Origin of the sequence: Sphingomonas sp. So64.6b (genome assembly GCF_014171475.1) — a bacterium.
GTDB lineage: Bacteria > Pseudomonadota > Alphaproteobacteria > Sphingomonadales > Sphingomonadaceae > Sphingomonas > Sphingomonas alpina_A.
Map to the genome: position 1 here is coordinate 351,302 of NZ_CP048817.1, position 25,223 is coordinate 376,524.

Below are 25,223 nucleotides of genomic sequence, written 5' to 3' on the forward strand. Positions count from 1 at the left end.
GCCGAAGCGCAGACATTGGGCGCATTCGGCGGTGCGCCACGATCCGGGACAATTATCGCGTGGCTATCGTGCCGGCTGCCGGCCAGTCGATGTTCGGCGTACCGCCTAGCGCCTTGTAGAGATCGATCGCCGCGATCAGGCGTTCCTCGCGCGCCAGGACATAACTGTCCTCGACCGCGATCTGGCTGCGCTGCGCGTCGAGCACGGTGCCGAGATCCGCTTCGCCTTCGATATATTGCCGCCGGGCGAGAACGGTCGTGCTGCGGGCATCGTCGATCGCACCCGCCAGGATCGTTACCCGGCGTTCGGTCCCGTCGATCGCGGCGAGCGCGTTATTGCCTTCGGCGAGCGAGGTCAGCAGTGCCTGGCGATACAAAGCGACACTTTCCCTTTGGCTGGCCGATGCGCCTTCGAGCTGACTGCGCAGCCGACCGCCCTGAAAGATCGGCGCGACCAGGCCGCCGGTCAGCGACAATGTGGCGCCGAACGGACCCGCTAGTGTCGCGGCTTGGCCGAGCGCGCTCGCGGAGAGTTTTAACGATGGCTTGAACGCTGCACGCGCTTGGTCGACATCGCCGCGTGCGGCCGCGATCCGAGCCTCCGCCGCCAGAATGTCAGGCCGGCGGAACAACAGTTCGCCGGGTTGTCCCGGATCCAGCCCGGGCAGCGAAAAGGTCGCGAGCGAGGCCGGATCCAGCGTGAAGCCGGGCGCTTCCCGACCGAGCAGCACCGCCAGCGCGGCGAGGATCCGGCGCCGCGACTGGTCGAGCGTGGTGCGGGTTGCGGCGAATTTGCTCACCTCGACCGATTGCGCGCGATAGTCCAGCATGGTTGCGACGCCTTCGCGCCGCCGGACGTCGATGATCCGTAGCAGGTCGCGGGCATTGGTCAGATTGCGATCGACCAATGCGATCCGATCGCAGAGTGCCGCATATTGGACGAAGCTACGGGCGACGTCGGTTTCAATCACCAGCGCCGCGGCCGCCGTATCGAACCGGGTCGCGGCATAGCGGCCGACCGCAGCCCGCTTTCCCGCGCGGGCGCCGCCGAACAAGTCCAGGTCATAAGCGATGTCGAGCCCGGCCGAGCCAGCGCTATAAGCGAAGATCGGCGCACCGGTATTGTCGGTCCGGGTGGCGGCGAAGCCGGTATTGGCGCTGACCGTCGGCAACAGCGCGGCCCGTGCGATGCCGATATCGGCCCGCGCCTTGACGACACGCTCACGCGCGGCATCCAGCGATGCGTTTGCCGCTCGCGCTTCGGCGATCAGGTCCGTGAGCACTGGTGAACCGAACGCCGGCCAAAAGTCGGCCGGTTGGACCGTTGGCGATGCAGGCCCCGATCGTGACGTCGTTTCCGTCCAGTCCTGGGAAAGCACGATCGGGGGGAGCGCCAGCCGCGGCGTCGGGGCGCATCCGGCAAGGCACAGACCAAGGGTCAGCAGCGATTCGGAATTGCCGTGTATTCCAGCGACATAAGCCGTGATTGATGAACGCTCCGGCTTGTCGCGCATCGGCTTCATCCCAAAATGAAACATTCTTGCCTTAACCACGATCGGTCCCATTCCAGGTCAATGTGCCATCACATTGATTCATTTATAAAATTATCATACTTAATATAGGCTATGATATTCAGGTTTATATTGCATTACCGATCAAGCACTCGGATAAATATCAGGCCCAATCCGGGCTAACATTATCGGAGATTAACATGCGTACTCTGAGCACCGAAGAAACCATGGATGTATCGGGCGGCGGATTCTGCTTGCCTGTTCTCGGCCTTGTCGGTGGCCTGCTGCACGGCACAGCAAACCTGCTGAATGGTGTTGCTGGGGCACTTCAGCCTTGCGCTCCTGCGCCATCGAATTGCCATCCTCGGCCACGTTGCCGGTAATTATTGATACGGAATATTTGAAGTGATGACTGGACCATGAAGGGCTGTAGCATCTATGCTGCAGCCCTTCTCAATTTCTAATACGTAAATTACGTAATTGAGGCCCTGAGGCTGGTTAAAACGATTTAACCCGTTCCCCGGTAACCAAACCGGTGATGGTAAACCAACTTTTCAGGCGCGAGGCGATCGAGGCGAGGCGCGATCGGCTGACTGGCACTGTCGTCGCCGCGACGCCGCCCCGCGCCGGCATCTACACCATCCTGATCGTCGGGATCTGCGCCGCGATGCTGCTGATCGTCACGCTCGGCCAGTTCGCCTCACGCGCTCGCGTAACGGGCGTCGTGGCTTATGACCGAGGCATAGCCCGCATCTATCCGCCTGCCATGGCGGAAATCCGCGCCATTCATGTTCAAGAGGGCGACATGGTTCAAGCGGGCACACCGTTGCTGACCATCGCGCTCAGCCAGGGCCGTAACGCCGATGGCGACGGTGTCGCCAGCCAACTCGCCCAGATCAGCCGCCAGGACGACGAACTCGCCCGCCAGCAGCAGCTTGGCACCATGCTCGGTGCCAGTGAAACCCAAGGCCTCGCCCAGCAACGTGATTCACTCCGCGCGGCGATCGCCTCGCTGAAGCGGCAGGCGGTGATTGCTGCCGAACAGGTGCGGATCGCGGAGAGCCAGGGCGCCCGGGCTGGGCGGCTGGCACGCGCAAGTGCCGGCAGCGTGCGCCAGGCCGAGGAAGCGAAAGGGATAATTTTGACGCGTCGCGCCGATCGCGAGGCGATCGAGGAACGTATCATCACTCAACAGGAAGCGCTGCGCAGCACCGAAGCGCAGATCACGCAACGCGATATGGGCACCAGTCAGACCTTGTCGCAAATCGCCGGCCGGCGCGCCGAACTCGCCGCGCAACGCGCGCTCGTGCTACGGCTCGATCGGTTGGTGCTGACCGCGCCGATCGCCGGACGGGTCGGCGACCTGATCGGGCAGGTCGGCAGCCGCGCGCGGCCTGAGATATCGCTGGTCACCGTGATTCCCAATGACAGCCGGCTGGAGGCCTGGCTCTACACGCCGACGCGCGCTGCCGGCTTCGTCCATCTCGGGCAGGAAGTGCGGTTGCAGTTCGACGCCTTTCCGTTCCAGAAATATGGCGCGGGCCGGGGTGTTGTCACCGAGATATCTCGCGTGCCGACCGATGCAAACGCGATCGACCCTGGCTTGAAGATCGATCAGCCGGTCTTTCGGATTCGCGTGCGGATCGATCGCGGTACAAGCAAGCCGGGCGCCGCCGACCGGCCCTTGCGCCCCGGCATGACGCTGGCGGCCAATCTCGTGCTCGAACGTCGTTCGCTATGGGAAGTCTTGCTCGATCCACTGCTGCGGGCGTTGCGCGGATGAGCGGGTTCCAGTTTCCCTGGTCGCGCCAGCTGACGCCGGTACTGCAGGCCGAAGCGGCGGAGTGTGGGCTGGCCTGCCTGACCATGGCCGCCAACGCCTTTGGCCACAAGACCAACCTGCCCGGCCTGCGCCGGCGCTATTCGACCTCGATGAAGGGGGCGACGCTGGCCGAACTGATGCTGATCGCGTCGGATCTGGAACTGGGGCCCCGGCCGCTTCGGCTCGAACTCGAGGAATTGCCCGAGCTGCGTCTGCCTGCGGTCCTGCATTGGGATCTCAATCATTTCGTCGTGCTGGAGAAACTGGCGCCAGGCCGCGCCATAATCCTCGACCCCGCGATCGGTCGGCGGTCGATCGGACTGGAGACGGTGTCACGACATTTCACCGGCGTCGCGCTGGAATTTCAACCCACGCCGGAATTCCGGCCGAGGGAGGAGCGATCGATCCTCCGCATCACCGACCTGTGGAGCAAATTGACCAATTATGGCGGCGCGACCGCGCAGGTCGTCCTGCTGTCACTGCTGCTCCAGATTACCGCGCTGGCGATGCCGCTGTTCATGCAGCTGACCATTGATGAGGCGATTGGGCAGAGCGACGCCAATCTGCTTGGGCTGCTCGCGATCGGTTTCGGCACGGTTTATTGTCTTAATGCGGTGATCCAGGGCCTGCGCTCCTGGGTCGTGCTGACTTTGGGCGAATCGCTCGCCTATCAACTGGCCGGCAATATCACGCGTCACTTGATCCGCTTGCCGCTGGCCTATTTCGAGCGCCGCCATGTCGGCGACCTGTTGTCGCGTATCGGCTCGATCCGGCCGATCCAGGATCTGCTGACGCAGGGGCTCGTCAATGTCGCGATCGACTTCTTGCTGGCGTTGACCACGCTGATCGTGATGATGCTGATCAGCGTGCCCCTGGCGCTGACGGTAGTCTTCTCCACCTTGCTTTATTTCGGCATTTCGCTCGCGCTCTTTCCGCGGCTGCGACAGCGCTCGGAAGAGGAAATTCTCGCTCGTGCGCAGGAGGAGACCTATCTGCTCGAAACGATCCGGGCGATGCGCGCGGTCAAGCTTCACGGCAGCGAGGCGATGCGCCAGGCGGGGTGGCGCAACCGCAATGCCGATGTGATTTCAGCCAATTATCGTTCGGGCATGATCGGGATCCGGCTGGCGCTGGCCGAGAATATCCTGTTCAGCCTGCAACTGATCGTCGTTGTCTATCTCGGCGCGCAGGCGGTGATCGACGAAACCATGACGATCGGCCTGTTGCTGGCGTTCATGTCCTATCGCACCAGTTTTTCGGACAGCGCGGCCAAGCTGATCAACCAGATCCAGCAATGGCGCATGATCGCGCTGCATCTCGACCGGCTGTCCGATATTGTCGGCGAACAGCCCGAACAGATCGGCATCGCGCCGCCCAGGGGCACCCGATCGCGCCCGGCGGCGATCCGGGTCGAGCATCTCAGTTTCAGCTACAGCCCGACCGAGCGCCCGATCCTCGACGATGTGTCGTTCGAGATACCGGCCGGGGGTTTCGCCGCGTTTGTCGGGCCGTCGGGTGCCGGCAAGACGACGCTGATGCGGCTGTTGCTAGGCCTGCTCGACCCCAGTTCGGGCCGGATCCTGATCGACGGCGTGCCGCTGGGGCCGGCAACGATTGCCGGATGGCGCGCGCGGGTCGGCGCGGTGCTGCAGGATGATAGCCTGCTGACCGGCACGCTGGGCGACAATATCGGCTTCTTCGATACGCAACTCGACATGGATCATGCCGAACGCTGCGCCCGTTTCGCACGCGTGCACGATGATATCGCAGCGATGCCGATGGGCTATTTCAGCCTGATCGGTGATATGGGCTCGACGCTGTCGGGCGGCCAGCGCCAGCGCTTGCTATTGGCGCGCGCACTGTACCGCAAACCCGATGGACTGTTCCTCGATGAAGGCACCGCCAATCTCGATCTGGCCAACGAAACCGCGATCAGCGACGCGGTATCGACGCTGGCGATCACTCGGGTGGTGATCGCGCATCGCCCGGCGCTGATCGAGCGTGCCCAGCAGATCTTCGAAGTGATCGACGGCAAGGTGCATTGCACATGGCATCAGCCGGCCGCAGCGCCATCGGCTCTGGCCGGGTGAGGCGCGAGGGTGGGGCCGCGATACTGCCAAAACTGAATGCGGATCCATCCTAAGCGATGGCCACCTCCGTGCGACCCCATTCATCGGCGATCACGGCATCGATCTGGCGCTTGATACCCCGGGTCAGGGCAGGCGGGATCGTCACTTTGAAGCCGTGTTCGATCAGGCCCTTGGCGGCCCAGCGAACGCAGAAATCGGCGGCGACGCCGATTACCCGTACATGCTCCACGCCATCCTGCTTCAGCCTCGCGAAGAAATCCTCACGCGGCACCGGAGGCGCGTCACCGTCCAGCCTCTCGATCATGATGCCCGGCTCGGCCCACATGTCGAACACGCCCTTTTCGAGGCGGTAGCAGGGGATGACGGGGTCGATCACCGCCGGATCGATCAACAATGCCCAGCCCGGCGTACCGCGCATGCAGTGCGGCGGAAACTGCTTCGCCTCTTCCGACCGCGCATAGATGTCCGGCTCATGCGTGTCGGCGGTGAACAGTACACCGGCGGTCTCGTCCGGCTGCAAGGCGCGGAGCCATTCGGTCATCGGGGCGAGCAACGCGTCGGCACCCGCCACCGGGAGTGCGCCATCGGCGTTGATGAAATCGCCCTGCATATCCACGACCACCACGAAGCTCTTCATCACCGACCCCCTTCCGATACGGATTGACATATATCCGAATCGCATATAAGTAAAGCGCACAACGCATATAAGGTACGAAGATGAACGAGGCGAGCTTCCTCGACCATTATGATCCCACTGCTTACGAGAAACCCTCGGTTGCAGTCGATCTGGTTTTGATGAGCATCGTCAACGGCACACCGGCGGTGCTGCTGGTCTGCCGCGACGCGCATCCATTTCAGCATTGCTGGGCCTTGCCCGGCGGATTCGTCGGGATCGGCGAAGGGCTGGATGAGGCCGCGCATCGCATCCTCGCCGACAAGGCGCATATGGGCGAGGCCTATGTCGAACAACTCTATACCTTCGGTGCGGTCGACCGCGATCCACGCATGCGCATCGTCAGCGTCGCTTATTTCGCGCTGCTTCCCGCCGCCAGCTTCACCGCCGCGCTGAAGGCCGCGTCCGACTTGACGCTGGCCAAGCTCTTCGTGCCCTGGGCGGGAGAGACGGGCGGGATGGTCCAGGCACACTCGGCCGATGGCAAGACTCTTGCCTTGGCGTTCGACCATGACGCGATGCTCGGCGTCGCGATGCTTCGGCTGCGCGGCAAGCTCGACTATTCGGCGCTCGGTTTCGCGCTTCTGCCCGAACTTTTCACCTTGCGCGCGTTGCAGGACGTGCATGAGGCGATCCTTGGCGTGCGGCTCAACAAACCCGCCTTTCGCCGTCGCATGCTCGATCGCGGCTGGCTCGAACCAACCGGCGAGCGCGAGACCGGGGCGTCGTTCCGGCCCGCCGAACTCTATCGCTACCGCAATCCGTCCGAAGGAGGTGAATGATGGCCTATATCAAGAATTTCGGGTTCGCCGCCCAGCTGCGCAGCGATGCCAGCAACCATGTCATTCGTTATCGCAACGGCCGGGTGCGGCAGAGCGGGCGCGGGCTGGTCTTCTGGTTCCGGCCGCAGACCGCGAGCATCGCCGAACTGCCGATGGACGATCGCGAGATGGCGTTGTTCGTGAAGGGCCGCAGCCAGGATTTCCAGGCGGTCGCAGTACAGGGCACGCTGACCTGGCATGTCGACGATCCGCAATTGCTCGCCAGCAGGGTCGATTTCAGCATCGGCCTGCTCACCGGCGCCTATCAGTCCGAACCGATCCAGCGCATCGAGACGCGGCTCGCCGGTCTCGTCAACCAGGCGGCGCTGCAATATCTCGCACAGGCGCCGGTCCGCGCTTTGCTCGACGCTGGCCCCGAACCGTTGCGGGCGGCACTCGAAGCCGCGCTGGCGCGCGATTCCGCGCTGGGCGAGATCGGCATCTCCGTCGCCGCGATCCGGCTGACCAACCTCGCGCCGTCGAGTGAATTGGAACGCGCGTTGCAGACTCCGACCTTCGAGGCGCTCCAGCAAAAGGCCGATGAAGCGGTGTTCGAACGCCGCGCGCTCGCGGTCGACAAGGAACGCGCGATTGCCGAGAATGAACTGGCCAACAAGACCGAGCTCGCCCGGCGCGAAAAGACACTGATCGCGGAAGAATCGGAGAATGCCCGCAACCGCGCGACCGGCGTGGCCGAGGCGCAGCAAGTCGAGGCGGCGGCGGAGGCCGAACGTATCCGCACCGTCGAGGGCGCGAAGGCCGAGGCCGAGCAGGAGCGCATCGCCATTTATCGCGACCTGCCGCCTTCCGTGCTGCTCGGCCTCGCCGCACGCGAACTGGCCGGCAACATCGGCACGATCGAGCATGTCAATGTGACGCCCGATCTGCTCGCGAGCATCCTCGGCGAATTCCGTCGCGAAGCGCCGGCGCTCCCGGCCCCGACAGCACCGGCGAACTGAGAGCGGGCATGTCCACCAACACGCCGCGCGCGGTCTTCGTCACGCGTGAAACCGACTATGAACTCCTGCTCGCGCGCCATGCGACGCGCGGGCAGGCGCGCTTCTTCCTCGAATCGCGCGGGCAGAAGATCGAGACGGTCGAGCAGCGCCATGAAGAACTCCATGTTGCGCTGCGCATGGCGCGCACACTGGTACCCGGCGACTGGCGTCAGGCGCTGGTTGGGCGCGCAGATCTCGATCGTTTTCTGTTTGGCCCCGAAGATGTGGTGATCCCGGTCGGGCAAGATGGGTTGGTCGCCAATGTCGCCAAATATCTGTCGGGGCAGCCGGTGCTCGGCATCAACCCGTCGCCCGACCTTTATGACGGCGTGCTGGTCCGCGTATCGCTCGATCGGCTCGCGCGGTTGCTGCCCGCCAGCATCGCGGGCGCGGCGCCGGTCGAACATCGCACCATGGTCGAAGCGACGCTCGACTCGGGCGAAAAGCTGCTTGCGCTCAATGAGGTGTTCGTCGGCCATCGCAGCCACCAATCGGCGCGCTACAGCATTGCCACCGGTGACGCGCGCGAAGATCATTCGTCGAGCGGTCTGATCGTCGCCTCGGGCACCGGAGCGACCGGCTGGGCGCGCTCGATCATGGAGGCGACGCATGAACAGGTCGCGCTGACGCCCGAGGAACGCGCGGTGTGTTATTTCGTGCGCGAGCCCTTTCCGAGCAAGGCGACCGGCACCGCGATGCGCTTCGGCAAGCTCAGCGAGGAACCGCTCGGCGTGGTTTCACGCATGAACGAGGGCGGGGTGATCTTTGCCGACGGCATCGAACAGGATTTCCTTGCCTTCGATTGGGGACGACGGGTCACGCTCGGCCCGGCCGCCCACGCCTTGCATCTGGTCACCGGTTGAGCTGGAAGGATTTCCATGGCCATCACCGACATCGCAACCCGCACCTACGATCATGGCTGGCGGCTCGACCCGATCGTGCGGTCGCTGCTCGATACCGATTTCTACAAGCTGCTGATGCTGCAGATGATCCGCCATCTGCATCCGGACGTGCAGGCGACCTTCGCGCTGATCAACCGCAGCAAGACGGTCCGCCTCGCCGAGGTGATCGACGAAAGGGAATTACGCGAGCAACTCGATCACGCTCGCACGCTGCGCTTCGGCAAGAAGGAGCTGATCTGGCTCGCGGGTAACAGTTTCTATGGGCGCGAACGCATGTTCGCGCCCGACTTCATTGCCTGGCTCGCCGATTTCCGGCTGCCCGACTATGAATTGCGCACTGTCGATGGGCAATTCGAACTGACCTTTGACGGTCCCTGGACGCACACCAGCATGTGGGAAATCCCGGCGCTGGCGATCGTCAACGAACTGCGCTCGCGGTCGGTGTTGAAGGGCAAGGGACGCTTCGCACTCGACGTGCTTTATGCGCGCGGCAAGGCGCGGCTTTGGGCCAAGGTCGAACGATTGCGGCAATTGCCCGATCTCGTCATTTCCGATTTCGGCACGCGGCGCCGGCATGGTTTTCTATGGCAGCGCTGGTGCGTCGAGGCTTTGAAGGAAGGGCTGGGAAAGCGCTTCATCGGCACGTCGAACGTGCTGCTGGCGATGGACAATGATCTGGAAGCGATCGGCACCAACGCGCATGAATTGCCGATGGTGGAGGCGGCACTGGCCGATGACGATGCCGGGATCGCCGCTGCGCCCTATCGCGTGCTTGAGGACTGGCAGGCGCATTATGACGGCAATCTGCTGATCGCACTGCCCGATGCGTTCGGCACCGCCGCTTTCCTGCGTAATGCACCCGACTGGCTCGCCGACTGGACCGGCTTTCGCCCCGACAGTGCCCCGCCGATCGAGGGCGGCGAACAGATCATCGCCTGGTGGCAAGCACATGGTCGCGACCCGCGCAGCAAGCTGCTGATCTTCTCCGACGGTATGGACGTCGACTCGATCGAGGCGACCTATCGCCATTTCCATGGCCGGGTGAGGATGAGTTTTGGCTGGGGCACCAATCTGACCAATGATTTCCGCGATTGCGACCCGGATGGCGCGCATGGGCTCGAGCCGATCTCGCTCGTCGCCAAGGTGATCCGCGCCAATGGCCGTCCGGCGGTGAAAATGTCCGACAATCCGGCCAAGGCGACCGGCGACCCGGCCGAGATCGCGCGTTATCTGCGCATTTTCGGCGAGGATGGCCGCACGCCATCGACGGTAAGCGTCTGATATCGGAGCGCGCTGAACTTCATCGCCTATCTGCGTAAATATCTGTATTATAAAGATTATTATTTCAGGTTTGCGACAATATGGTGTCCCATATCTCGCCCGACCGGCGCAGAAGATATACAACAATGGGTGTCCCATATCTCCCCCCGCGCCGTCGGCGTAGCGCGATTCAACCACACCGCAATCGCGACCATTTAGCGATCCAGTCGACTTCTCATCGGCCGCCGATCCGCTCTTTCACATGATGAAGACCACAACACCGTTTCCGGCGAACGTGCGTCGCTATTTGACGATACCGACCTTGATATCGAACCGGATCCTGACCCACGCGCCGATCACCGGCTTGCCGTTGATGCGCGGCGGTCGGACGAGGAATTGCCAGGCCGCCTGGCGCAAGCCACGCGCCAGGCCCGAACCGGGCGGTGATTCGCCGAGCGAGCGGCAATTCTCGACCCGGTTGCCGGCTATCGTCTGGCACGCGATCATTGCCGAGCCGGTCTCGAGGTTGGTGGGCATATAGGTGGCAAGTTCGGCGCGGCTCGGTTCGCGCACCCATTCGGCGCCGTACAGCGTCTTGCCGCCCGGTCCGTCGCCCGGCCCATAGACCGCGGCGCTATCCTTGCCCGATCCCTGATCGTCGCCGGCACCATTGTCGTCGCGATGCGACGGCAGTTTCGAGACGTCAGTCGCGGCGAACTCCTCGCTGTTCAACTGCAAGTATTTGGACGGCAGGGTCGGGGGTACTGGCGGCTTGACCTCCGGCGTCCGCACACGCGGTGCGGCGCCGCTGCTGTCCTGCTTTTTCTTGGCAACGGTTTTCGCGCGCGGTTTGGGCACCGATGCGACCTTCGCTTCGGGCGCCATCTGGAACGTGGCGACCGGGTAGGTCTTTTCCTGTGGCTTCCGGAACTCGGGTGCGGCGATGAACCATAGTGCCAGACCGACCAGCGTTTCGACCGCCAGCGCCAGCGCCAGCGCTATGGCGCGGCGCCCGAAGGCGCGACGCCGGTCCGACGCGGATTGATAAGGCGCCGAACGCATCGCCGGATCGCCTAGACCCGGCGATCGGACACCGCAACTGGCTCAGCGACCCAAAAGCGACCATTTGCCGGTCTTCAGCGCCCGACGATCGCATGTCGTCGTGGCCGGGCTGAAAGCACTCAACCTGCCGCCATTGGGGTGATGAGTTGGCGGGGGTCGTAAAAGAAGCGCTCCTCCGCGATCCGGTCGCCCGACCAACGCTGCCAGGCGATTTCTTCCATCGCGCGAGTTACCCCGTCCAGGCCGTCGAACTCGAAACGCCAGGCGATCGCCACACGGTCGCCATCGATCGCCGGCGCGTCCAGGCGCGTGCCCCTGACCGCCTTGTTGCGCGCGAGTGTCTTGTACTCTTCGGCAATCAATATGTCGCGACCGACACGCGGCCGGGCACCGTTCTCGCTGGTCGCGGCGTCCTCGACGTAGAAGGTTTCGAGCGCCGCGACATACTCACCGGCCTCGACCATCGCCATGAACTGCTCGACTCGTTCCGCGCTCGGCATAAAAGCTCCCGTCAGAAAACAGACTTGGAGTCTGTTATTGATCGAAAGGGTATTATGTCAAGCGGCTCACCCGTCAGATCGCTTGCTCGACTCCGGATAGCATCCTCTGAAACGCGCCGGTGAAATCGCGCGCGCTTGCTGCAGCATCGTCCGATGTGCCGCAGGCGAGCGCTGCCTCCATGATCGCGCCCAGCGCGAGTCGGGTCACTGCATCGGCGTCTTTGGACTCGGCCGGTTCGTTCATCAGCTTGCCGATACCGGCGCGCATCGCAGCGGCGAAATAAAGATCGTCGATTTCGCGCCACCGCTGCCAGCCAAGCACCGCCGGTCCATCAACCAGCAGGATGCGGTTGCGGTCCGGCTCGATCGCGGCCTGCAGATAGATGCCGACGCTGAGCGCGATGCTGTTCGCAGTGGCCGGCCCGCTCGACGCCTCGGCCGCGAGCTGCGCGGCCAGTTCGCCCTGCAGCGTGTCGACCAGCCGTTCGAGCAGGTCGCGCTTAGAGGCGAAGTGATGGTAGAACGCGCCCTTGGCCACGCCGGCGCGCTGTACCACCAGATCGAGACTGACCGCTTCATAACCCTGGTCGGAAAACAGCGCACGTGCAGCGTCCATGATCGCCTGGATCGTCGCCGCGCTTCTCTCTGCTTGACGAACCATGCGCTGACCGAACACCCACTGAAGACCGACCCCGTCGGCCGGTAGCTTGGAAGCAAGTGCGCACAGAGCGCAATACTTGTTTACCCATTGGCCTTACGCGCCGAACCCGCCATCGATCGTGTGCAGCGCACCGGTCACGATGCCGGCTTCGGGGCCGGCGAGGTATGCGACCATGCCGGCAACCTCTCCGCCCGTGGCATGACGCTTGATCGCCATGAAGCCATGCATGATGTCACTCATCGGCCCGCTGGCCGGGTTCATGTCGGTATCGGTCGGGCCGGGCTGAACGATATTGACGGTGATCCCGCGGTCCCCGAAATCGCGCGCCAGCCCGCGTGCCATGCCCTGCAGCGCGGCCTTGGTCAGCGCATAGGCGGCGGCCCCGGCAAACGGCATGCGATCGCCATTGACCGATCCGATCACGATAATCCTTCCGCCATCGGGCATCGACCGCGCTGCCTCGACTGCGGCATGATAGGGCGCTCGCACGTTGATATCGATCATCCGGTCGACCGCGTCGGGGTCGGCCTCGGTCGCATTGCCGGCAACGAACGTTCCGGCGTTGACCACCAGAATGTCGAGCGCGCCGCGCCCCTTGACCAGATCGATCACCGCGTCGCGATCGGCGGCATCGGACTGGATCGCGGTCGCGCCGGTTTCTTGCGCCAGCGCCAGCGCCGCATCGGTCGATCCGGCATAACTGAATGCGACGGTGCCGCCGTCGCTGGAGAAGCGCCGCACGATCGCCGCGCCGATGCCTCGGCTGCCGCCGATGACGAGGATGGTCTTGCCAGTGAAATCGGTCATGGTCGGTCCCTTGCCGTTGTTGTGTAATGAGTGTTCGATGGTCCGGTCGCCGCGCTCATTTTCCCGCGTCCAGGAACTTGCGCACTTCGGCGACCGTCGCTGTGGGCTGTTCCTCCATCAACCAATGGCCGGCATCAGCGATCACCGCCTGCTGCACGTCGGTTGCCGCGAAACGCATCACCGTCGCCATCATCGGCCCGAATGACTTATCGCCGCCAATCGCGAGCACCGGCATGGCCAGCTTGCCCGCCGCGACGAACTGCTTGTTGTCGATCGCATCCTGGTCGAACGCGGCGAACTGCGCGAAGCCGGCATGCATCGCGCCCGGCATCGCGTAAAGCGCGGCATAATGAACGCGCGATGCTTCGCTGAATTTGGCCGGCGTGGCGGAGAATTCATTCCAGAAGCGGTCGAGATAGATCCGCTCACGCCCGGCGACCAATCGCTCCATGTCCGGACCGCCGAAACGGAAATGCCACAGCAGCGGGTTCTTGAGGATATCCTCCCACGGCCCGACGCCGGGCAATGGCGCATCCATCAACACGAAGCGGCCCATCCGGGCGCGATATTGTGCGGCAAAGGCATAACCGACCATGTTGCCGATATCGTGCGTGACAAGATCGGTTCTCGTCACCTTGAGCGTGTCGAGCACGCCCGCGACATCGGCGCCTTGCGTCTTCTTGTCATATCCGCCGGCTGGTTTGGCCGACAGGCCCATGCCGCGCAAATCAGGCACGATGACGGTATGGTCGCGCGCCAGGTCAGCGGCGAGCGGCGCCCACATGTCGCCGGTCTCGCCATAGCCGTGGAGCAGGACTACTGCCGGCCCTTTGCCGCCGACCCGGACATGGATCGTGGTGCCGTTGGTCATGATCTCCTGCGTTTTGAAACTCGCCGGGAAGGGTTCGACCTGCGCTATGGCGGGCAGGGGAAGCGCGATCAGCGCGGCGGCGATCAATGTACGAAACATGGATGGTCTCCCTGTAGCGAGCACGGCCGTGCCGGGCTCTGGACAGGAAGATGGACCGCGCGCATCGTACGCACTAGCCGGTAAGTTCCGAAACCGGCTTACGGGATTGCCGAACGATGATGAAGCTCGATGGAGTGGCGGCGTTTGTCGCGGTGGCCGAGGCCGGATCGATCAGCGAGGCGGCGCGGCGCATGGGGCTGGCCAAGTCGGTGGTCAGCGAACGACTTGCCGAACTCGAACGCAGTGCCGGTGCACGGCTGATGCAGCGTACGACGCGCAAGCTTTCGCTGACTGAGGACGGCCAGGCTTTTCTCGAACGCGCGCGGCGCATCGTGCGCGAGATGGCCGAGGCGGCCGAGGAACTGACGCAGCGGCGTGGCACCCTGTCGGGCCCGTTACGCCTCGCCGGGCCGATCAGCTTCGGCAGCCTGCATCTCGGGCCGGCGCTTTATCCCTTCCTCGCCGCGCATCCGCTGATCAACCTCAGCCTCGATCTCGACGACCGGTTCATCGACGTCGCGGCGGACGGTTATGACGCGGTGATCCGCCACGGTCCGATCCGCGACAAGAATTTAATCGCAAAACGGCTGGGGTCGAGCCGCCGGCTGCTCGTCGCGTCGCCCGCCTATCTCGCGGCCAATGGCACGCCGGCATCGCTCGACGATATCGTGGCTGCATCGGCGATCCTCTACACGAATCGCGAGACCGACTGGCGGTTTCGCGAAGGGGCGGGCGAGACGGTGATACGGCCACGCGCGGCACTTCGCGTCAACAATGGCGTGGTGATGCGCGACGCCGCCTTGGCCGGGCTTGGCATCACGCTGCTGCCGACCTTCTTCATCCATCGTCACCTGGCCGACGGATCGCTGGTCCACATCGACATCGGCGTCGAGGCGGAGGGTGCCGAGCTCAACATCGCCTATCCGCAGAACCGCAGTTCGTCCGCCAAGATCATCGCGCTGACCGAATGGCTGCGAAAGGCGTTTGGCGACCCCGCTTATTGGGAGGTGTGAACCGCTATACGCTGCCCGCGCGCTCGATCACCAAAATACGCGCCGCGCCGATCGGCTGCGCGACATGCTCGTCGCCCGGTTCGGCGCTGAAGATATCGCCGGCGTTCAACCGCGAAACCGTCTCGCCCGCATCGTCGCGCATATGCATGTCGACCACGCCATCGAGGACGACGAACACCTCGGCACCATCATTGACGTGCCAGCGATAGGGCCGGTCGGTCCAATGCAGGGTGACCGTCACGTCGTCGACTCGTCCGATAGGTAAAGCATCCCAGGCGCGGGTACCGGTGAAATCCAGGCTGCGAACGGTGCGCATCACGACCCTCTCGATCAATACATTGGCTTGGCGCATGATAGGGCAAGGACGAGCGGCCCGCGCTGCGCAAGGTGCCGCGCGCGCCTGCACTTCGTCGAGAATGAGGGTAGTGACGTGCGAAACGACGGTGAACCGGATGCGACCGACCGCAGGATACTTGCCGCTCTGAAGAACAATGCGCGGGCATCGGCGACGGCACTGGGCCAGATGGTCAATCTGTCGCGCACCTCGGTACAGGCACGGATTGCGCGACTCGAACAGCGCGGCGACATCATTGGTTACGCGGCGATCGTGCGGCAACAGGATGACGGCGCGACGGTCGAAGCGATCTTGTCGTTGACCTTCGGCGAACGCCCTTGCGCGCCGGTTATCGCGCGCTTCGCGCATTGGCCGGAGATCGTCTCGCTTTATTCGACGGCGGGGCCGATCGATGCGGTGGCGGTCGTGCGGACAGGCAGCGCGGCGGAACTGTCGCGGCTGATCGATCGGCTATCGGCGGTTGCAGGAATACAGTCGATGCAGTCGGCGATCATATTGGCGGAACACGGCATCCGCGCCTGATCCGCGTCGATCGATGCACTGGCGCCCGAAAAAGGCGCGAGCGAGGCCGATTCCGCCGCCAAACGCCACGAATTCACCGTAGCATCCAATTTGAGCGGGCCGGCCGGCCCGGAAATGCTCTGGCGTCATCGCCGAATGCCACCGGCTCACGCCGCCCCTCGAAGGAACGTTCATGTCGTTGACCTTGCTCTACCAGACCCATTCGCCATACGCGCGTAAAGCGCTCGTTTTCGCCCACGAAGCCGGCCTTGCCGGGCAGATCGCCGTGGTCCATCACGAAACCAGCCCGACGCTGCGCAACGATCAGGTGTTCGCGGAGAATCCACTCGGCAAGGTACCCGTACTCCTGCGCACCGATGCACAGCCGATCTTCGATTCCGATGTCATTTGCGACTATCTCGACACGCTCAATCCGGGCCGCAAACTGATCCCCGAACAAGGCGAGGCGCGTTGGCAGGCGTTGAGGGTGCAGGCGGTGGCGCAAGGGTTGGCCGACGCCGGGATCGCTGTACGCTGGGAAACGGTGCGCCGTCCTGAGGCGTTGCGCTATCCGCCGCTACGCGACGGTTATGTCGAGAAGCTCGTCGCTAGCTATGACTGGCTCGAACGCGAACTGGACGTGACCGCCGATCTCCATGTCGGCCATATCGCACTGGCGACGACGCTCGACTGGCTGGCATTCCGCGAACTGCCTTCGTTCCGTGACGGCCGCCCCTTGCTGTCGGCATGGTTCGACGAATTCCTGCGCCGCCCATCGATGCGCGCGACGCCACTTTCCGGCGATACTCATGACATCGCGGCGCCCGAATCCGGGACCACGCCCGCCAACACCTGAAATCGTACGAGGACCGCAAAAGTGATCGAGCAAGCCATTACCGACGAACAGATTGCCGCGACCTTCGATGTCATGCAGCAATTGCGCCCCGATCTTGTCGCCGACACCTATCTCGCGCGGATTCGCGGCTTGATGGCGTCCGACGGTTTCCGGCTGGCGGCGCTGCGCGAAGATGGCGTGGTGCGCGCCGTCGCCGGTTATCGCGTGATGGACATGCTCTATTGCGGCCGGCTGCTCAGCATAGACGATCTTGTCGCCGACGAACGGGTGCGGTCAAAGGGCTATGGCGCGCGCCTGCTCGACTGGCTGAAGGCGGAAGGGCGGGCCGCCGGGTGCAATGAATTGCAGCTCGTATCGCGCGTGATCCGCGAACAGGCTCACCGCTTCTACTTCCGTGAAGGACTGGGCATCGACTGTTTCCATTTCCGCGTGACGCTCAAGGATTGATGCCCGGCCGCGCTTGACTTGCTGGCCCGAACGCCGCGAAGCAATGCGCCATGAACCCGCTTTACACCTCGCTCGGCACGACGGTCTTCGAAACCATGTCGGCGCGGGCACGTGCCACGGGAGCGATCAATCTCGGACAGGGTTTTCCCGACGGGCGCGGGCCGGAGGATGTGCTGGCCGAGGCGGCGCGCGCGCTGGTCGAGGAGTCGAACCAATATCCGCCGATGCTCGGCGTGCCGGCGTTGCGTGAAGCGGTCGCAGCGCATTATGCCGCGCATCAGGGGCTGGACCTGACTCCGGCCGAAGTCGTGGTCACCTCGGGCGCGACCGAGGCGCTGGCGGCGGCGATCCTTGCTCTGGTCTCGCCGGGCGACGAAGTGGTGATGTTCCAGCCGCTTTACGACGCCTATTGGCCCCTGGTCGTGCGTGCCGGTGGCGTGCCGAAGCTGGTCCGGCTCGAACCGCCTGAATGGCGCATCACCGCCGCGGCGCTGTCGGCAGTGGCGAGCGTGCGCACGAAGCTGGTCATCCTCAACACCCCGCTCAACCCCACGGCGACGATCGCTTCGGATGAGGAACTGACCTTGCTCGCTGACTTCTGCATCGCGCACGATGCAATCGCGGTCTGCGACGAGGTTTGGGAACAGGTCGTCTTTGACGGTGCTGTCCATCGCTCGCTGATGACCTTTCCGGGCATGCGTGAGCGGACGGTCAAGATCGGTTCGGCGGGCAAGATCTTCTCGCTCACCGGATGGAAGGTCGGCTGGATGTGCGCCGCGCCGCGCATCGCCGCGGTGCTGGCTAAGGCGCATCAATTCCTGACCTTCACCACGCCGCCCAATCTTCAGACCGCCGCCGCTTACGGCCTGGGCAAGGATATGGCCTATTTCGTGGAGATGCGCGCCGCGTTCCAGCGCTCGCGTGACCGGCTTGCTGCCGGTCTGACCAAGCTCGGTTATACCGTGCTGCCGAGCTCTGCGACTTATTTCCTGTCGATCGATCTCGATCGTTCGGGCGTCGGCATGGGCGATCAGGCATTCTGCGAATGGCTGATCGAACAGGCCGGCGTCGCGGCGATCCCGGTGTCGGCATTCTATGTCGAGGCGCCGGTGACCAACGTCGTGCGGCTGTGCTTCGCCAAGACCGATGCGACGCTGGACGACGCGCTGGAGCGGATGAGTGTGCGGCCTTGACGCTGCCATTCAGCCGCCGGCCATCCGCGGCAACCACATGCCCATGAACGCGCCGAAGATGCCGATCCCGACTCCGGCGGTCAGCACGAATAACAGCCCCGCCATCATGAATTTACTTGAGGGGCCACCACGATCCTGCGCGCGCAGATAGAGTTCGAGCACCGCGAGCGGCACAAGATAGCAGCCATAGGCCCAGAAGCGGACGAATGGGCCGTCGAACCCTTTCCCGCCGATACCGACCGGGCCGCTATTGGCGATAATCCACAGCATCAGCCCGACTCGAAAGAACCACACCCCGCTGACCAGAATGAAACTGCGAAGCGCCCAGCGACGGTGCGCGGCGATCTTGCGCGCGATCGCATAACGCCAGGCCATCGCCGCACAGACCAGGATCAGGACGGCGTTGATGCTGATCCCGAAGCGCATCGAAAAGCCGCCGGCCGTACCCCGCGTCCACACCATGTACAGGCCGGTCAGGCTCATGACGATCGCCGTCAGCATGTACAGCCGGCCATTCCAGCGATGGAAGGAAAGGGCATGGGTGCGCAGATACGGCACCAGCTGCAGCGGCCCGCCGACCGTGATGATGATGGCGAGCAGGAGGTGCGCGGCAAGCGCCACATTGCCGATCGTACCGCCCGCGACATAGCCGCCGACCAGCACGTCGTTCCATTTCTCGAAATTCCCGACGGTTGCGGCTGCGCCATAGAAGGCGGCGATATAGGCGACGAACAGCCATTGCCCGATGACTGCAGTCACGTACCAGAGGACGGCCGACGCGTCGAGCGCCTTGGTTGCCGTGGATCGCCAGACCGGAGATCCGGCCGCAACGGTTTCGGTCATTTTTGTCCCTCCGGGCGGCCCATCTGGTTCTCCCCCGGCGATAGATTGGCTATGACCCGCAGCACATGACCGCGCAGATCAAAAACCTGACTTTCGGATCGCAGGAGCGTTCCAATGGCTGAGCCCACGGTATCGACCGGCTATACGGTCAACCTGCTGGAGTTCTCGGTCTCGAGGGGTGCCGACCGACAGCAGCTGTACGACCTTTCGGGAATCGATCCCGGCCTTTTGTCCGATCCCGACAATCGCATGCCGCTCGCGTGTTACGTCGCACTGATGCGCGCTGCGAAGCGGTTGTGCGATGAGCCGGCATTGGCACTCGAGCTCGGCGCCGAGAAGGACTTCAAGGAAATCTCGGTCGTCGGCCTGATCTGCTACGCCGCACCGACCATGGGCGAGGCCTTTACCGAACTAAGTCGCTATGCGCGCCTTGTGGCCGAGGTCGACCTGCCCGGGCTTGGCGGGCGGTTCGAGCTGGCATGGATCGGCGGGGAGCTATGGATGGTCGACCGGCGCACCGACCCCAACAGCTTTCCGGAAATGACCGAATCGACCTGGTCGCGGTTCATCTGCGAAACCGCGCGCCACTTTCCCGGCGCGCCTTTTGCCAAAGCGGTGCATTTCACGCATTCCGCACCGGATTATCGTGCGGATTATGATCGCGTCCTGAAGGCGCCGATCACCTTCGACAGCGACAGGAATGCGATCATGATCGATCCATCCTGGCTCTCGATCGAACTGCATCAGCCCAATCGCTATGTGTTCGGCGTGCTGAGCGAGCATGCCGACAAATTGCTCCGGGACCTCGAAAATACGCAGACGATGCGTGGGCGAGTCGAAAGCATATTGATTCCGAAACTGCACCGGGGCGATGTGAGCATGGACGACGTCGCCGGGCAGCTGGGGCTCAGCCGTCAGTCGCTTTACCGCCGGCTGAAGGCGGAGAATGTCAGCTATGAGGGATCGGTCGACGATCTGCGCCACCGCATGGCATTGCACTATCTGGGCGGCAAAAAGGCATCGGTGAACGAAACCGCCTATCTGGTCGGTTTTTCCGATCCGTCTTCCTTTTCGCGGGCGTTCAAGCGATGGACGGGATCGAGCCCGCGTGAGTGGAAAGCCGGCTGATTTGCTGGGCCTTGCCGATTGAAGAGCAGCAACGACACGACCGTCCGCCGCCCGTTGAACGATGGCCCTGCGGCTTTGTCCGCTTTATGGATCAGCCATCGACCTCAAGCGGGGACCGGGCATGAACCTTCTGCAATCGAGCACGCCGGTGGCATATCTTACCGTCAGCGACCGTGGGCGGGCGCTGGGTTTTTACCGCGATACGCTCGGGTTTGTGTTGCACAGTTCGGACGATTTCGGTGACTTTATCGAGGTTGGTGGGGGATTGTTGCGGATGACCGTGATGGCCGACCACAAGGCACATGGTCATCCCGTGTTCGGTTGGAATGTCGATGATATCCGCGCGGCAGTGGAGGTTCTGCGCGATGGGGGCATCGCGTTCACCATTTACGAGGGGATGGGTCAGGACCCGCTCGGGATCTGGACCTCACCCGATGGCAAGACGAAGGTCGCCTTCTTCGCTGACCAGGACGGCAATGTCCTGTCGCTGTCCCAGGCCGCCCCTGGATGATGAAGAATGGAGCGGGTAGCGGGAATCGAACCCGCGTATTCAGCTTGGAAGGCTGCTGCACTACCATTGTGCTATACCCGCATCACTGACACTCGCCCGATCGAGCGGTCCGCCAGCATGGTTCCGCCGTGCGGATAGCGTGGGCCGGTTGGCGGCGCAAGTCGGGTGCGCGCCTACGCCAAACACACTGACGCTTGGCAACTGGCGAATTGGGTGCTTTGACGCACGCGATGGCGCAACCCCAACCGAGCGGACTGGCCCAGGTCTTCATGGAGAATCGCGAGCGGCTGCTCCGGTTTCTGGCGGCGCGTGGGGCGGGTGATGCGGCCGAGGATCTGTTACAGGAGCTGTGGGAGCGGGTTTCATCGACTCCGGCCCAGCCGGTCGCGGCGCCGCTTGGTTATCTTTACCGCGCGGCCGAAAACCTGATGCGCGACCGCTATCGCGCCAATACCAGCCGTGCGCGGCGCGAGCAGGATTATGTCGAGGCGACCGATATGGCGGTCGCCGAACCCGGCATCGAACGCGCTTTGCTCGCGCGTGAGCGATTGCGGGCGGTGGAAGCGGCACTGTCGTTGCTTGGCCCACGCAGCGAGCGCGTATTCCGCATGTACCGGCTCGACGGCATCGGCCAGGCGGTGATCGCACGCGAGCTGGGCGTCAGCCTCAGTACCGTCGAAAAGGATCTGCAACGGGCATATCGCGCGCTTGGCGCGCTTCGGGAGAGCGACGATGCGGAATGACGCGATCGGCTCCGTCCTGTCAGGGACATGCGCATGACTCCGCCTTTTGACGATACGATCCGCGACCAGGCACAGCTCTGGGCGATGCGGTTACACGACGCCGCGTTCGTCGACTGGGACGGTTTCACTGCCTGGCTGGAGGCTGATGCCAGCCATAGCGCCGCCTATGATGCCGCGGTCGCGCGCGATGCCGGAATCGTCGAATTACTCGAGACCGCCCCGCGCCCGGTCATGCCGGCGGCACAACCAGTCACGCCGCGTGTCACGCGCCGCGTCTGGCTTGGTGGGGCGATGGCGGCGGCGGTTGCCGGCATGATCGGCTATGCGACGCTTCGTGACACGGCCTCACCCTATGTCATCGAGACCGCGCCCGGCGTTCATCGCACGCTCACGCTCGCCGATGGCAGCAGCGTCGCGCTCAATGGCGGCACGCGGATCGTGCTCGATCACGCCGCGCCGCGCCGCGCGACGCTTGAGCGCGGAGAAGCGCTGTTCACCATTCGCCATAACGAGCGCGATCCGTTCGAGGTCAATGTCGGCGGCACGCGGCTGGTTGATGCCGGTACGGTGTTCAATCTGATCCGCGATGCCGGTGCGACGCGGGTGTCGGTCAGCGAAGGCGCGGTGATCTTTGCGCCCGACACGGACTCGGTCCGGCTCGACGCCGGGCAAGCGCTCAGCGCGGTCGATGGCGCCCGGCCGGTCCGGTCGCAGGCAGAAGTCTCAGGCGTCGGTGCCTGGCAAAGCGGGCAACTCGTCTACAGCAATGCGCCGCTTGCACTTGTCGCCACCGATCTGTCGCGCAATCTCGGCAAGCGGGTTGCTACAACCACCGATGCCGCGACGATGCGCTTTACCGGCATCATCAACCTTGACCAGAAGGCGGCCGATCCGATCGCGCCGATCGCGCCCTTGCTCGGCGTTCAGGCCGAGCGTAACGGACGCGGCTGGACTTTGACTCGGGCGGATCGTGCGCACCGCTAAATATCTCCTTCCCACCCTCTGCCTGATCGTCGCGACCTCGGCTGAGGCGAGGCACGTTTCCGGTCACGCGCCGAGCGTCAGCGTGCCCGCCACGCAACTCGACGCGGCGATCGTCATTCTCGGCCGCCAGACCGGCGTCAGCATCGGCTTGCGCGACCGGCGTATCGCCACGATCAGGGTGCGCGCGGTTTCGGGCAGGATCGACGCGGTCAAGGCGCTCGACCGGATGCTGCGTGGCACCGGCGTGGCCGCTGTGCAGGTCTCTCCGGGCGTATTCGTGATCGAGGCATCTGTCCCGCTCAGGCCGAAGCCCAAGCCTCCTTCACGGCCGGCGGTGCCGATGCCCGAACCGCAGCCGGTCATGGACGACATCATCGTCACGGCAGCCAAATATGACCGGCGACTGCGCGACTTGCCGGGGATGGCGGCGGTCATCCAGGGGCGCGATTTGTCGCTGGCGGAGGGCGGGCAGGGGTCGGACGCGATCGAGGCGCGGGTGGCCAGCGTCGCGTCGACCCATCTCGGCGCCGGCCGCAACAAGCTGTTCATTCGTGGCGTGGCGGATTCGAGCTTCACTGGCCCGACCCAGTCGACGGTCGGCCAATATTGGGGCGACACACGAATCAACTATAGCGCGCCCGACCCGAGCCTGAGGCTCTATGACGTTCGCTCGATCGAAGTATTGGAGGGGCCTCAGGGGACGCTGTACGGCGCGGGTTCGCTTGGCGGTATCATCCGTATCGTGCCCGAGGCACCCGATATGGGCATCGTCGCGGCACGCGGGTGGAGCGGGCTCGCCTTCACCGAACACGGCAAGCCCGGCGGCGATGCCGGAGCGCTGGTCAACTTGCCGATCGCCGACGATACGCTGGCGCTGCGCGCGCTGGCCTATGGTGGAATCGATGGCGGTTATATCGACGATCGCCGGCGCGGCCTGACCGACGTCAACCGGGTCGAAACGATCGGCGGGCGCGCCGCGTTGCGCGCAACGCCGGGCGATGGCTGGACGATCGACCTGTCGGGCAATTTCCAGCGCATCTCAGGAGACGATGCGCAATATGCCGATCGTCACGACCTTAGCCGGTCGAGCGCGCTCGCCCAGCCCTATCGCAACGACTATCTCCTTGGCGAACTGGTGATCGGCAAGGATTGGGGCGCGACCAGGCTGATATCGTCGACCGGCGTTGTCGATCAATATGTCGCCGAACGGTTCGACGCGACGCCGCCTGGCGGCCTGGCCAAGGCCTATGATCAGGTCAGCCGGATCAGGATGATCAGTTCCGAAACGCGCTTGTCGCACAGTGGCGACAATGGCGATGGGTGGGTGATCGGTGCGAGCTTGCTGAGTACCACGACGCGTCAAGACCGGACCTATGATCTGCAATTCGTTCCGATCGGCGGGGTGACCGTTCTCGACGGAATGGTTACTGGCTCGGTGGGAAGCTCCGGCAGCCTGATCGCCGTCCCGTTCTTCACCTCGGGAGTGGTCGGGGTCCGCAATCGCGTCGACGAAGCGACGCTGTACGGTGAGGCGACGATCGTGCCGTTGCCCTGGCTATCGCTGACCGGCGGCGGACGGCTGACCCATTCGCGGCTGTCGGGCAGGGCGCTGGATCGACCCGAGGCACTGGCGTTTCGCCTCGATCAGGAAGCGCAGGGTCGGCGCACCGAGACGCGCTTTCTACCCTCGCTTGCAATATCGCTGCATCCGGCGGGGCCGGTAACCGCCTTTGTCCGCTACCAGCAGGGTTATCGCCCCGGTGGTTTGTCGGTCGGCACCGACATCATCCAATATTATAAGGGCGATGCGGTCGAAACCGGCGAAGTCGGTTTGCGTTATGCGGGTGGTGATCGCTTCGATGTCGCGGTTACGCTCGCGCACACGCGCTGGCGCGATATTCAGGCCGATCTGATCGACGCGTCGGGGTTCCCGGTCACCGCCAATATCGGCGATGGACGGATCACCTCGGCGGGGATCAGCGTGCGCTGGCGGCCCTTGCCGCGCCTCGACCTGCAGGGCTCGGTCTATTTCAACAATTCCGAGGTCACGACGCCGTCGACGATCCTCGTTGCGGCCTATGCGGCCGATCGCGTCGGGCCGCCAATGCCCTATGCCGCGGATCGGGCCGGGCCGTCGCTGCCCAATGTCGCCGATGCCAGCGGGCTGGTCCGCGCGCGATATTCGGCGCCGATCGGTCGTGCCTATTATCTCACGCTCGATGCGAACGCGCGTTATGTCGGCCAGTCGCGGCTCGGCATCGGCCCCATATTGGGGCGTCCGCAAGGCAATACGCTCGATACCGGCGTCGAACTCAGAATCGGTGACGAACGACGCGGCCTGACCTTGTCCCTGACCAATCTGCTCGACAAGGAAGGCAATCGCTTTGCGCTCGGCAGCCCCTTTCTGATGGGTGGCTCAAACCAGATCACGCCGCTTCGTCCGCGCAGCATCCGCATCGGCTTCGACGCCAACTTTTAACCTTTTGTCCTGCGGGTTTTTCCGACCGGCTCCGTCTGGATGTCGGGGAGGGGCCGGCCAACGCCGTCATTTCCCCGAGCACATCAGCGGCCCC

At 64.0% G+C, this 25,223-nt stretch carries 25 protein-coding genes and 1 tRNA gene; 16 read left to right on the forward strand and 10 right to left on the reverse strand.

From position 1 onward, the window contains the following. Positions 1-52 precede the first annotated feature (52 nt). A complete protein-coding gene (locus G4G27_RS01635; protein WP_183111534.1) occupies positions 53-1,513 on the reverse strand; it encodes an efflux transporter outer membrane subunit in 1,461 nt (486 codons plus the stop codon). A 535-nt stretch (positions 1,514-2,048) separates the two neighbouring features. Between G4G27_RS01635 and G4G27_RS01640 the strand changes: the two genes are divergently transcribed. Then, on the forward strand, positions 2,049-3,293 hold the full coding sequence (locus G4G27_RS01640) for an HlyD family efflux transporter periplasmic adaptor subunit (protein ID WP_183111536.1): 1,245 nt from the start codon (positions 2,049-2,051) through the stop codon (positions 3,291-3,293). After that, positions 3,290-5,422 carry a peptidase domain-containing ABC transporter gene (locus tag G4G27_RS01645; protein ID WP_183111538.1) on the forward strand — a complete coding sequence of 711 codons (2,133 nt, stop codon included), beginning with the start codon at positions 3,290-3,292 and terminating at the stop codon, positions 5,420-5,422. Before G4G27_RS01640 ends, G4G27_RS01645 begins: the two co-directional genes overlap by 4 nt. A 49-nt stretch (positions 5,423-5,471) precedes the next feature. Here G4G27_RS01645 and G4G27_RS01650 read toward each other — a convergent pair whose 3' ends face one another. Next, entirely contained in the window at positions 5,472-6,059 is a 588-nt protein-coding gene (locus G4G27_RS01650; RefSeq protein ID WP_183111540.1) for an isochorismatase family cysteine hydrolase, read from the reverse strand. An 80-nt stretch (positions 6,060-6,139) separates the two neighbouring features. Here G4G27_RS01650 and G4G27_RS01655 point away from each other — a divergent pair, with 80 nt between their 5' ends. From G4G27_RS01655 to pncB, 4 genes are read left to right on the forward strand one after another with little or no spacing between them, the layout of a single operon-like run. Continuing rightward, complete coding sequence (locus G4G27_RS01655) at positions 6,140-6,877, forward strand: NUDIX domain-containing protein (RefSeq protein WP_183111541.1); 738 nt, start codon at positions 6,140-6,142, stop codon at positions 6,875-6,877. After that, the gene (locus G4G27_RS01660; RefSeq protein WP_183111543.1) at positions 6,877-7,875 is read left to right on the forward strand and encodes an SPFH domain-containing protein; all 999 of its coding nucleotides are present in this window, start codon (positions 6,877-6,879) and stop codon (positions 7,873-7,875) included. Before G4G27_RS01655 ends, G4G27_RS01660 begins: the two co-directional genes overlap by 1 nt. A gap of 8 nt (positions 7,876-7,883) precedes the next feature. After that, a complete protein-coding gene (locus G4G27_RS01665) occupies positions 7,884-8,777 on the forward strand; it encodes an NAD(+)/NADH kinase (protein WP_183111545.1) in 894 nt (297 codons plus the stop codon). Positions 8,778-8,792: 15 nt separating this feature from the next. Then, positions 8,793-10,097 carry a nicotinate phosphoribosyltransferase gene (gene pncB / locus G4G27_RS01670; protein WP_183111547.1) on the forward strand — a complete coding sequence of 435 codons (1,305 nt, stop codon included), beginning with the start codon at positions 8,793-8,795 and terminating at the stop codon, positions 10,095-10,097. Positions 10,098-10,379: 282 nt separating this feature from the next. On the opposite strand, the gene G4G27_RS01675 is transcribed toward pncB, so the two are convergent. The 5 genes from G4G27_RS01675 to G4G27_RS01695 all read right to left on the reverse strand — a co-directional run bounded on the left by G4G27_RS01675 (position 10,380) and on the right by G4G27_RS01695 (position 14,076). Further along, positions 10,380-11,138, reverse strand: a complete 759-nt coding sequence (locus tag G4G27_RS01675; RefSeq protein WP_183111549.1) for a hypothetical protein — start codon at positions 11,136-11,138, stop codon at positions 10,380-10,382. A gap of 119 nt (positions 11,139-11,257) precedes the next feature. Next, on the reverse strand, positions 11,258-11,638 hold the full coding sequence (locus G4G27_RS01680) for a nuclear transport factor 2 family protein (RefSeq protein ID WP_183111551.1): 381 nt from the start codon (positions 11,636-11,638) through the stop codon (positions 11,258-11,260). A 73-nt stretch (positions 11,639-11,711) separates the two neighbouring features. After that, on the reverse strand, positions 11,712-12,299 hold the full coding sequence (locus tag G4G27_RS01685; RefSeq protein WP_183111553.1) for a TetR/AcrR family transcriptional regulator: 588 nt from the start codon (positions 12,297-12,299) through the stop codon (positions 11,712-11,714). Positions 12,300-12,392: 93 nt separating this feature from the next. Further along, positions 12,393-13,106: an SDR family oxidoreductase gene (bdcA, locus tag G4G27_RS01690; RefSeq protein WP_183111555.1), complete on the reverse strand. Its 714-nt coding sequence runs from the start codon at positions 13,104-13,106 to the stop codon at positions 12,393-12,395. Positions 13,107-13,161: 55 nt separating this feature from the next. Beyond that, positions 13,162-14,076 (reverse strand): alpha/beta hydrolase, encoded by a 915-nt coding sequence (locus tag G4G27_RS01695; protein WP_183111557.1) that lies wholly within the window; start codon positions 14,074-14,076, stop codon positions 13,162-13,164. Positions 14,077-14,192: 116 nt separating this feature from the next. Between G4G27_RS01695 and G4G27_RS01700 the strand changes: the two genes are divergently transcribed. After that, positions 14,193-15,089 (forward strand): LysR family transcriptional regulator, encoded by an 897-nt coding sequence (locus G4G27_RS01700; protein WP_183111559.1) that lies wholly within the window; start codon positions 14,193-14,195, stop codon positions 15,087-15,089. Between the two features lie 4 nt (positions 15,090-15,093). Here G4G27_RS01700 and G4G27_RS01705 read toward each other — a convergent pair whose 3' ends face one another. Then, on the reverse strand, positions 15,094-15,405 hold the full coding sequence (locus G4G27_RS01705; RefSeq protein ID WP_183111561.1) for a cupin: 312 nt from the start codon (positions 15,403-15,405) through the stop codon (positions 15,094-15,096). A 114-nt stretch (positions 15,406-15,519) separates the two neighbouring features. Between G4G27_RS01705 and G4G27_RS01710 the strand changes: the two genes are divergently transcribed. The 4 genes from G4G27_RS01710 (at position 15,520) to G4G27_RS01725 (ending at position 18,441) form a co-directional block, all read left to right on the forward strand. Beyond that, positions 15,520-15,966, forward strand: coding sequence for an Lrp/AsnC family transcriptional regulator (locus G4G27_RS01710; RefSeq protein ID WP_183111562.1), 447 nt, complete (start codon positions 15,520-15,522; stop codon positions 15,964-15,966). Positions 15,967-16,138: 172 nt separating this feature from the next. Then, entirely contained in the window at positions 16,139-16,801 is a 663-nt protein-coding gene (locus G4G27_RS01715; protein WP_202049650.1) for a glutathione S-transferase family protein, read from the forward strand. Positions 16,802-16,822: 21 nt separating this feature from the next. After that, positions 16,823-17,248, forward strand: coding sequence for a GNAT family N-acetyltransferase (locus tag G4G27_RS01720; RefSeq protein ID WP_202049651.1), 426 nt, complete (start codon positions 16,823-16,825; stop codon positions 17,246-17,248). A 50-nt stretch (positions 17,249-17,298) separates the two neighbouring features. Then, positions 17,299-18,441 carry an aminotransferase gene (locus tag G4G27_RS01725; protein ID WP_183111564.1) on the forward strand — a complete coding sequence of 381 codons (1,143 nt, stop codon included), beginning with the start codon at positions 17,299-17,301 and terminating at the stop codon, positions 18,439-18,441. A gap of 9 nt (positions 18,442-18,450) precedes the next feature. Here the strand turns inward: G4G27_RS01725 and G4G27_RS01730 are convergent, their stop codons facing one another. Further along, a complete protein-coding gene (locus G4G27_RS01730) occupies positions 18,451-19,284 on the reverse strand; it encodes a DUF2306 domain-containing protein (RefSeq protein ID WP_183111566.1) in 834 nt (277 codons plus the stop codon). Between the two features lie 114 nt (positions 19,285-19,398). Here G4G27_RS01730 and G4G27_RS01735 point away from each other — a divergent pair, with 114 nt between their 5' ends. Together G4G27_RS01735 and G4G27_RS01740 are read left to right on the forward strand one after the other, a co-directional pair. Then, a complete protein-coding gene (locus G4G27_RS01735; protein ID WP_183111568.1) occupies positions 19,399-20,412 on the forward strand; it encodes an AraC family transcriptional regulator in 1,014 nt (337 codons plus the stop codon). A gap of 121 nt (positions 20,413-20,533) precedes the next feature. Continuing rightward, the gene (locus G4G27_RS01740) at positions 20,534-20,923 is read left to right on the forward strand and encodes a VOC family protein (RefSeq protein WP_183111570.1); all 390 of its coding nucleotides are present in this window, start codon (positions 20,534-20,536) and stop codon (positions 20,921-20,923) included. A 7-nt stretch (positions 20,924-20,930) separates the two neighbouring features. Here G4G27_RS01740 and G4G27_RS01745 read toward each other — a convergent pair. Beyond that, a tRNA-Gly gene (locus tag G4G27_RS01745) sits at positions 20,931-21,004 on the reverse strand. A 149-nt stretch (positions 21,005-21,153) separates the two neighbouring features. Here G4G27_RS01745 and G4G27_RS01750 point away from each other — a divergent pair. From G4G27_RS01750 to G4G27_RS01760, 3 genes are read left to right on the forward strand one after another with little or no spacing between them, the layout of a single operon-like run. Continuing rightward, the gene (locus G4G27_RS01750) at positions 21,154-21,666 is read left to right on the forward strand and encodes a sigma-70 family RNA polymerase sigma factor (RefSeq protein ID WP_183111571.1); all 513 of its coding nucleotides are present in this window, start codon (positions 21,154-21,156) and stop codon (positions 21,664-21,666) included. 33 nt (positions 21,667-21,699) lie between these two features. Continuing rightward, positions 21,700-22,650 carry a FecR domain-containing protein gene (locus G4G27_RS01755; RefSeq protein WP_183111573.1) on the forward strand — a complete coding sequence of 317 codons (951 nt, stop codon included), beginning with the start codon at positions 21,700-21,702 and terminating at the stop codon, positions 22,648-22,650. Then, the gene (locus G4G27_RS01760) at positions 22,637-25,129 is read left to right on the forward strand and encodes a TonB-dependent receptor (protein WP_244624513.1); all 2,493 of its coding nucleotides are present in this window, start codon (positions 22,637-22,639) and stop codon (positions 25,127-25,129) included. The genes G4G27_RS01755 and G4G27_RS01760 overlap by 14 nt, the downstream gene beginning before the upstream one ends. Positions 25,130-25,223 lie beyond the last annotated feature (94 nt).

Excerpts from the sequence above, each read along its gene's own strand:
- G4G27_RS01635 (WP_183111534.1), bottom strand. The coding sequence starts at position 1,513 with ATGCGCGACAAGCCGGAGCGTTCATCAATCACGGCTTATGTCGCTGGA.
- G4G27_RS01725 (WP_183111564.1), top strand. The coding sequence starts at position 17,299 with ATGAACCCGCTTTACACCTCGCTCGGCACGACGGTCTTCGAAACCATG.
- bdcA (WP_183111555.1), bottom strand. The coding sequence starts at position 13,106 with ATGACCGATTTCACTGGCAAGACCATCCTCGTCATCGGCGGCAGCCGA.
- G4G27_RS01715 (WP_202049650.1), top strand. The coding sequence starts at position 16,139 with ATGTCGTTGACCTTGCTCTACCAGACCCATTCGCCATACGCGCGTAAA.
- G4G27_RS01660 (WP_183111543.1), top strand. The coding sequence starts at position 6,877 with ATGGCCTATATCAAGAATTTCGGGTTCGCCGCCCAGCTGCGCAGCGAT.
- G4G27_RS01705 (WP_183111561.1), bottom strand. The coding sequence starts at position 15,405 with ATGCGCACCGTTCGCAGCCTGGATTTCACCGGTACCCGCGCCTGGGAT.
- G4G27_RS01655 (WP_183111541.1), top strand. The coding sequence starts at position 6,140 with ATGAACGAGGCGAGCTTCCTCGACCATTATGATCCCACTGCTTACGAG.
- G4G27_RS01750 (WP_183111571.1), top strand. The coding sequence starts at position 21,154 with ATGGCGCAACCCCAACCGAGCGGACTGGCCCAGGTCTTCATGGAGAAT.
- G4G27_RS01695 (WP_183111557.1), bottom strand. The coding sequence starts at position 14,076 with ATGTTTCGTACATTGATCGCCGCCGCGCTGATCGCGCTTCCCCTGCCC.
- G4G27_RS01680 (WP_183111551.1), bottom strand. The coding sequence starts at position 11,638 with ATGCCGAGCGCGGAACGAGTCGAGCAGTTCATGGCGATGGTCGAGGCC.
- G4G27_RS01740 (WP_183111570.1), top strand. The coding sequence starts at position 20,534 with ATGAACCTTCTGCAATCGAGCACGCCGGTGGCATATCTTACCGTCAGC.
- G4G27_RS01640 (WP_183111536.1), top strand. The coding sequence starts at position 2,049 with ATGGTAAACCAACTTTTCAGGCGCGAGGCGATCGAGGCGAGGCGCGAT.
- G4G27_RS01645 (WP_183111538.1), top strand. The coding sequence starts at position 3,290 with ATGAGCGGGTTCCAGTTTCCCTGGTCGCGCCAGCTGACGCCGGTACTG.
- G4G27_RS01650 (WP_183111540.1), bottom strand. The coding sequence starts at position 6,059 with ATGAAGAGCTTCGTGGTGGTCGTGGATATGCAGGGCGATTTCATCAAC.
- G4G27_RS01675 (WP_183111549.1), bottom strand. The coding sequence starts at position 11,138 with ATGCGTTCGGCGCCTTATCAATCCGCGTCGGACCGGCGTCGCGCCTTC.
- G4G27_RS01730 (WP_183111566.1), bottom strand. The coding sequence starts at position 19,284 with ATGACCGAAACCGTTGCGGCCGGATCTCCGGTCTGGCGATCCACGGCA.
- pncB (WP_183111547.1), top strand. The coding sequence starts at position 8,793 with ATGGCCATCACCGACATCGCAACCCGCACCTACGATCATGGCTGGCGG.
- G4G27_RS01735 (WP_183111568.1), top strand. The coding sequence starts at position 19,399 with ATGGCTGAGCCCACGGTATCGACCGGCTATACGGTCAACCTGCTGGAG.
- G4G27_RS01665 (WP_183111545.1), top strand. The coding sequence starts at position 7,884 with ATGTCCACCAACACGCCGCGCGCGGTCTTCGTCACGCGTGAAACCGAC.
- G4G27_RS01685 (WP_183111553.1), bottom strand. The coding sequence starts at position 12,299 with ATGGTTCGTCAAGCAGAGAGAAGCGCGGCGACGATCCAGGCGATCATG.
- G4G27_RS01755 (WP_183111573.1), top strand. The coding sequence starts at position 21,700 with ATGACTCCGCCTTTTGACGATACGATCCGCGACCAGGCACAGCTCTGG.
- G4G27_RS01700 (WP_183111559.1), top strand. The coding sequence starts at position 14,193 with ATGATGAAGCTCGATGGAGTGGCGGCGTTTGTCGCGGTGGCCGAGGCC.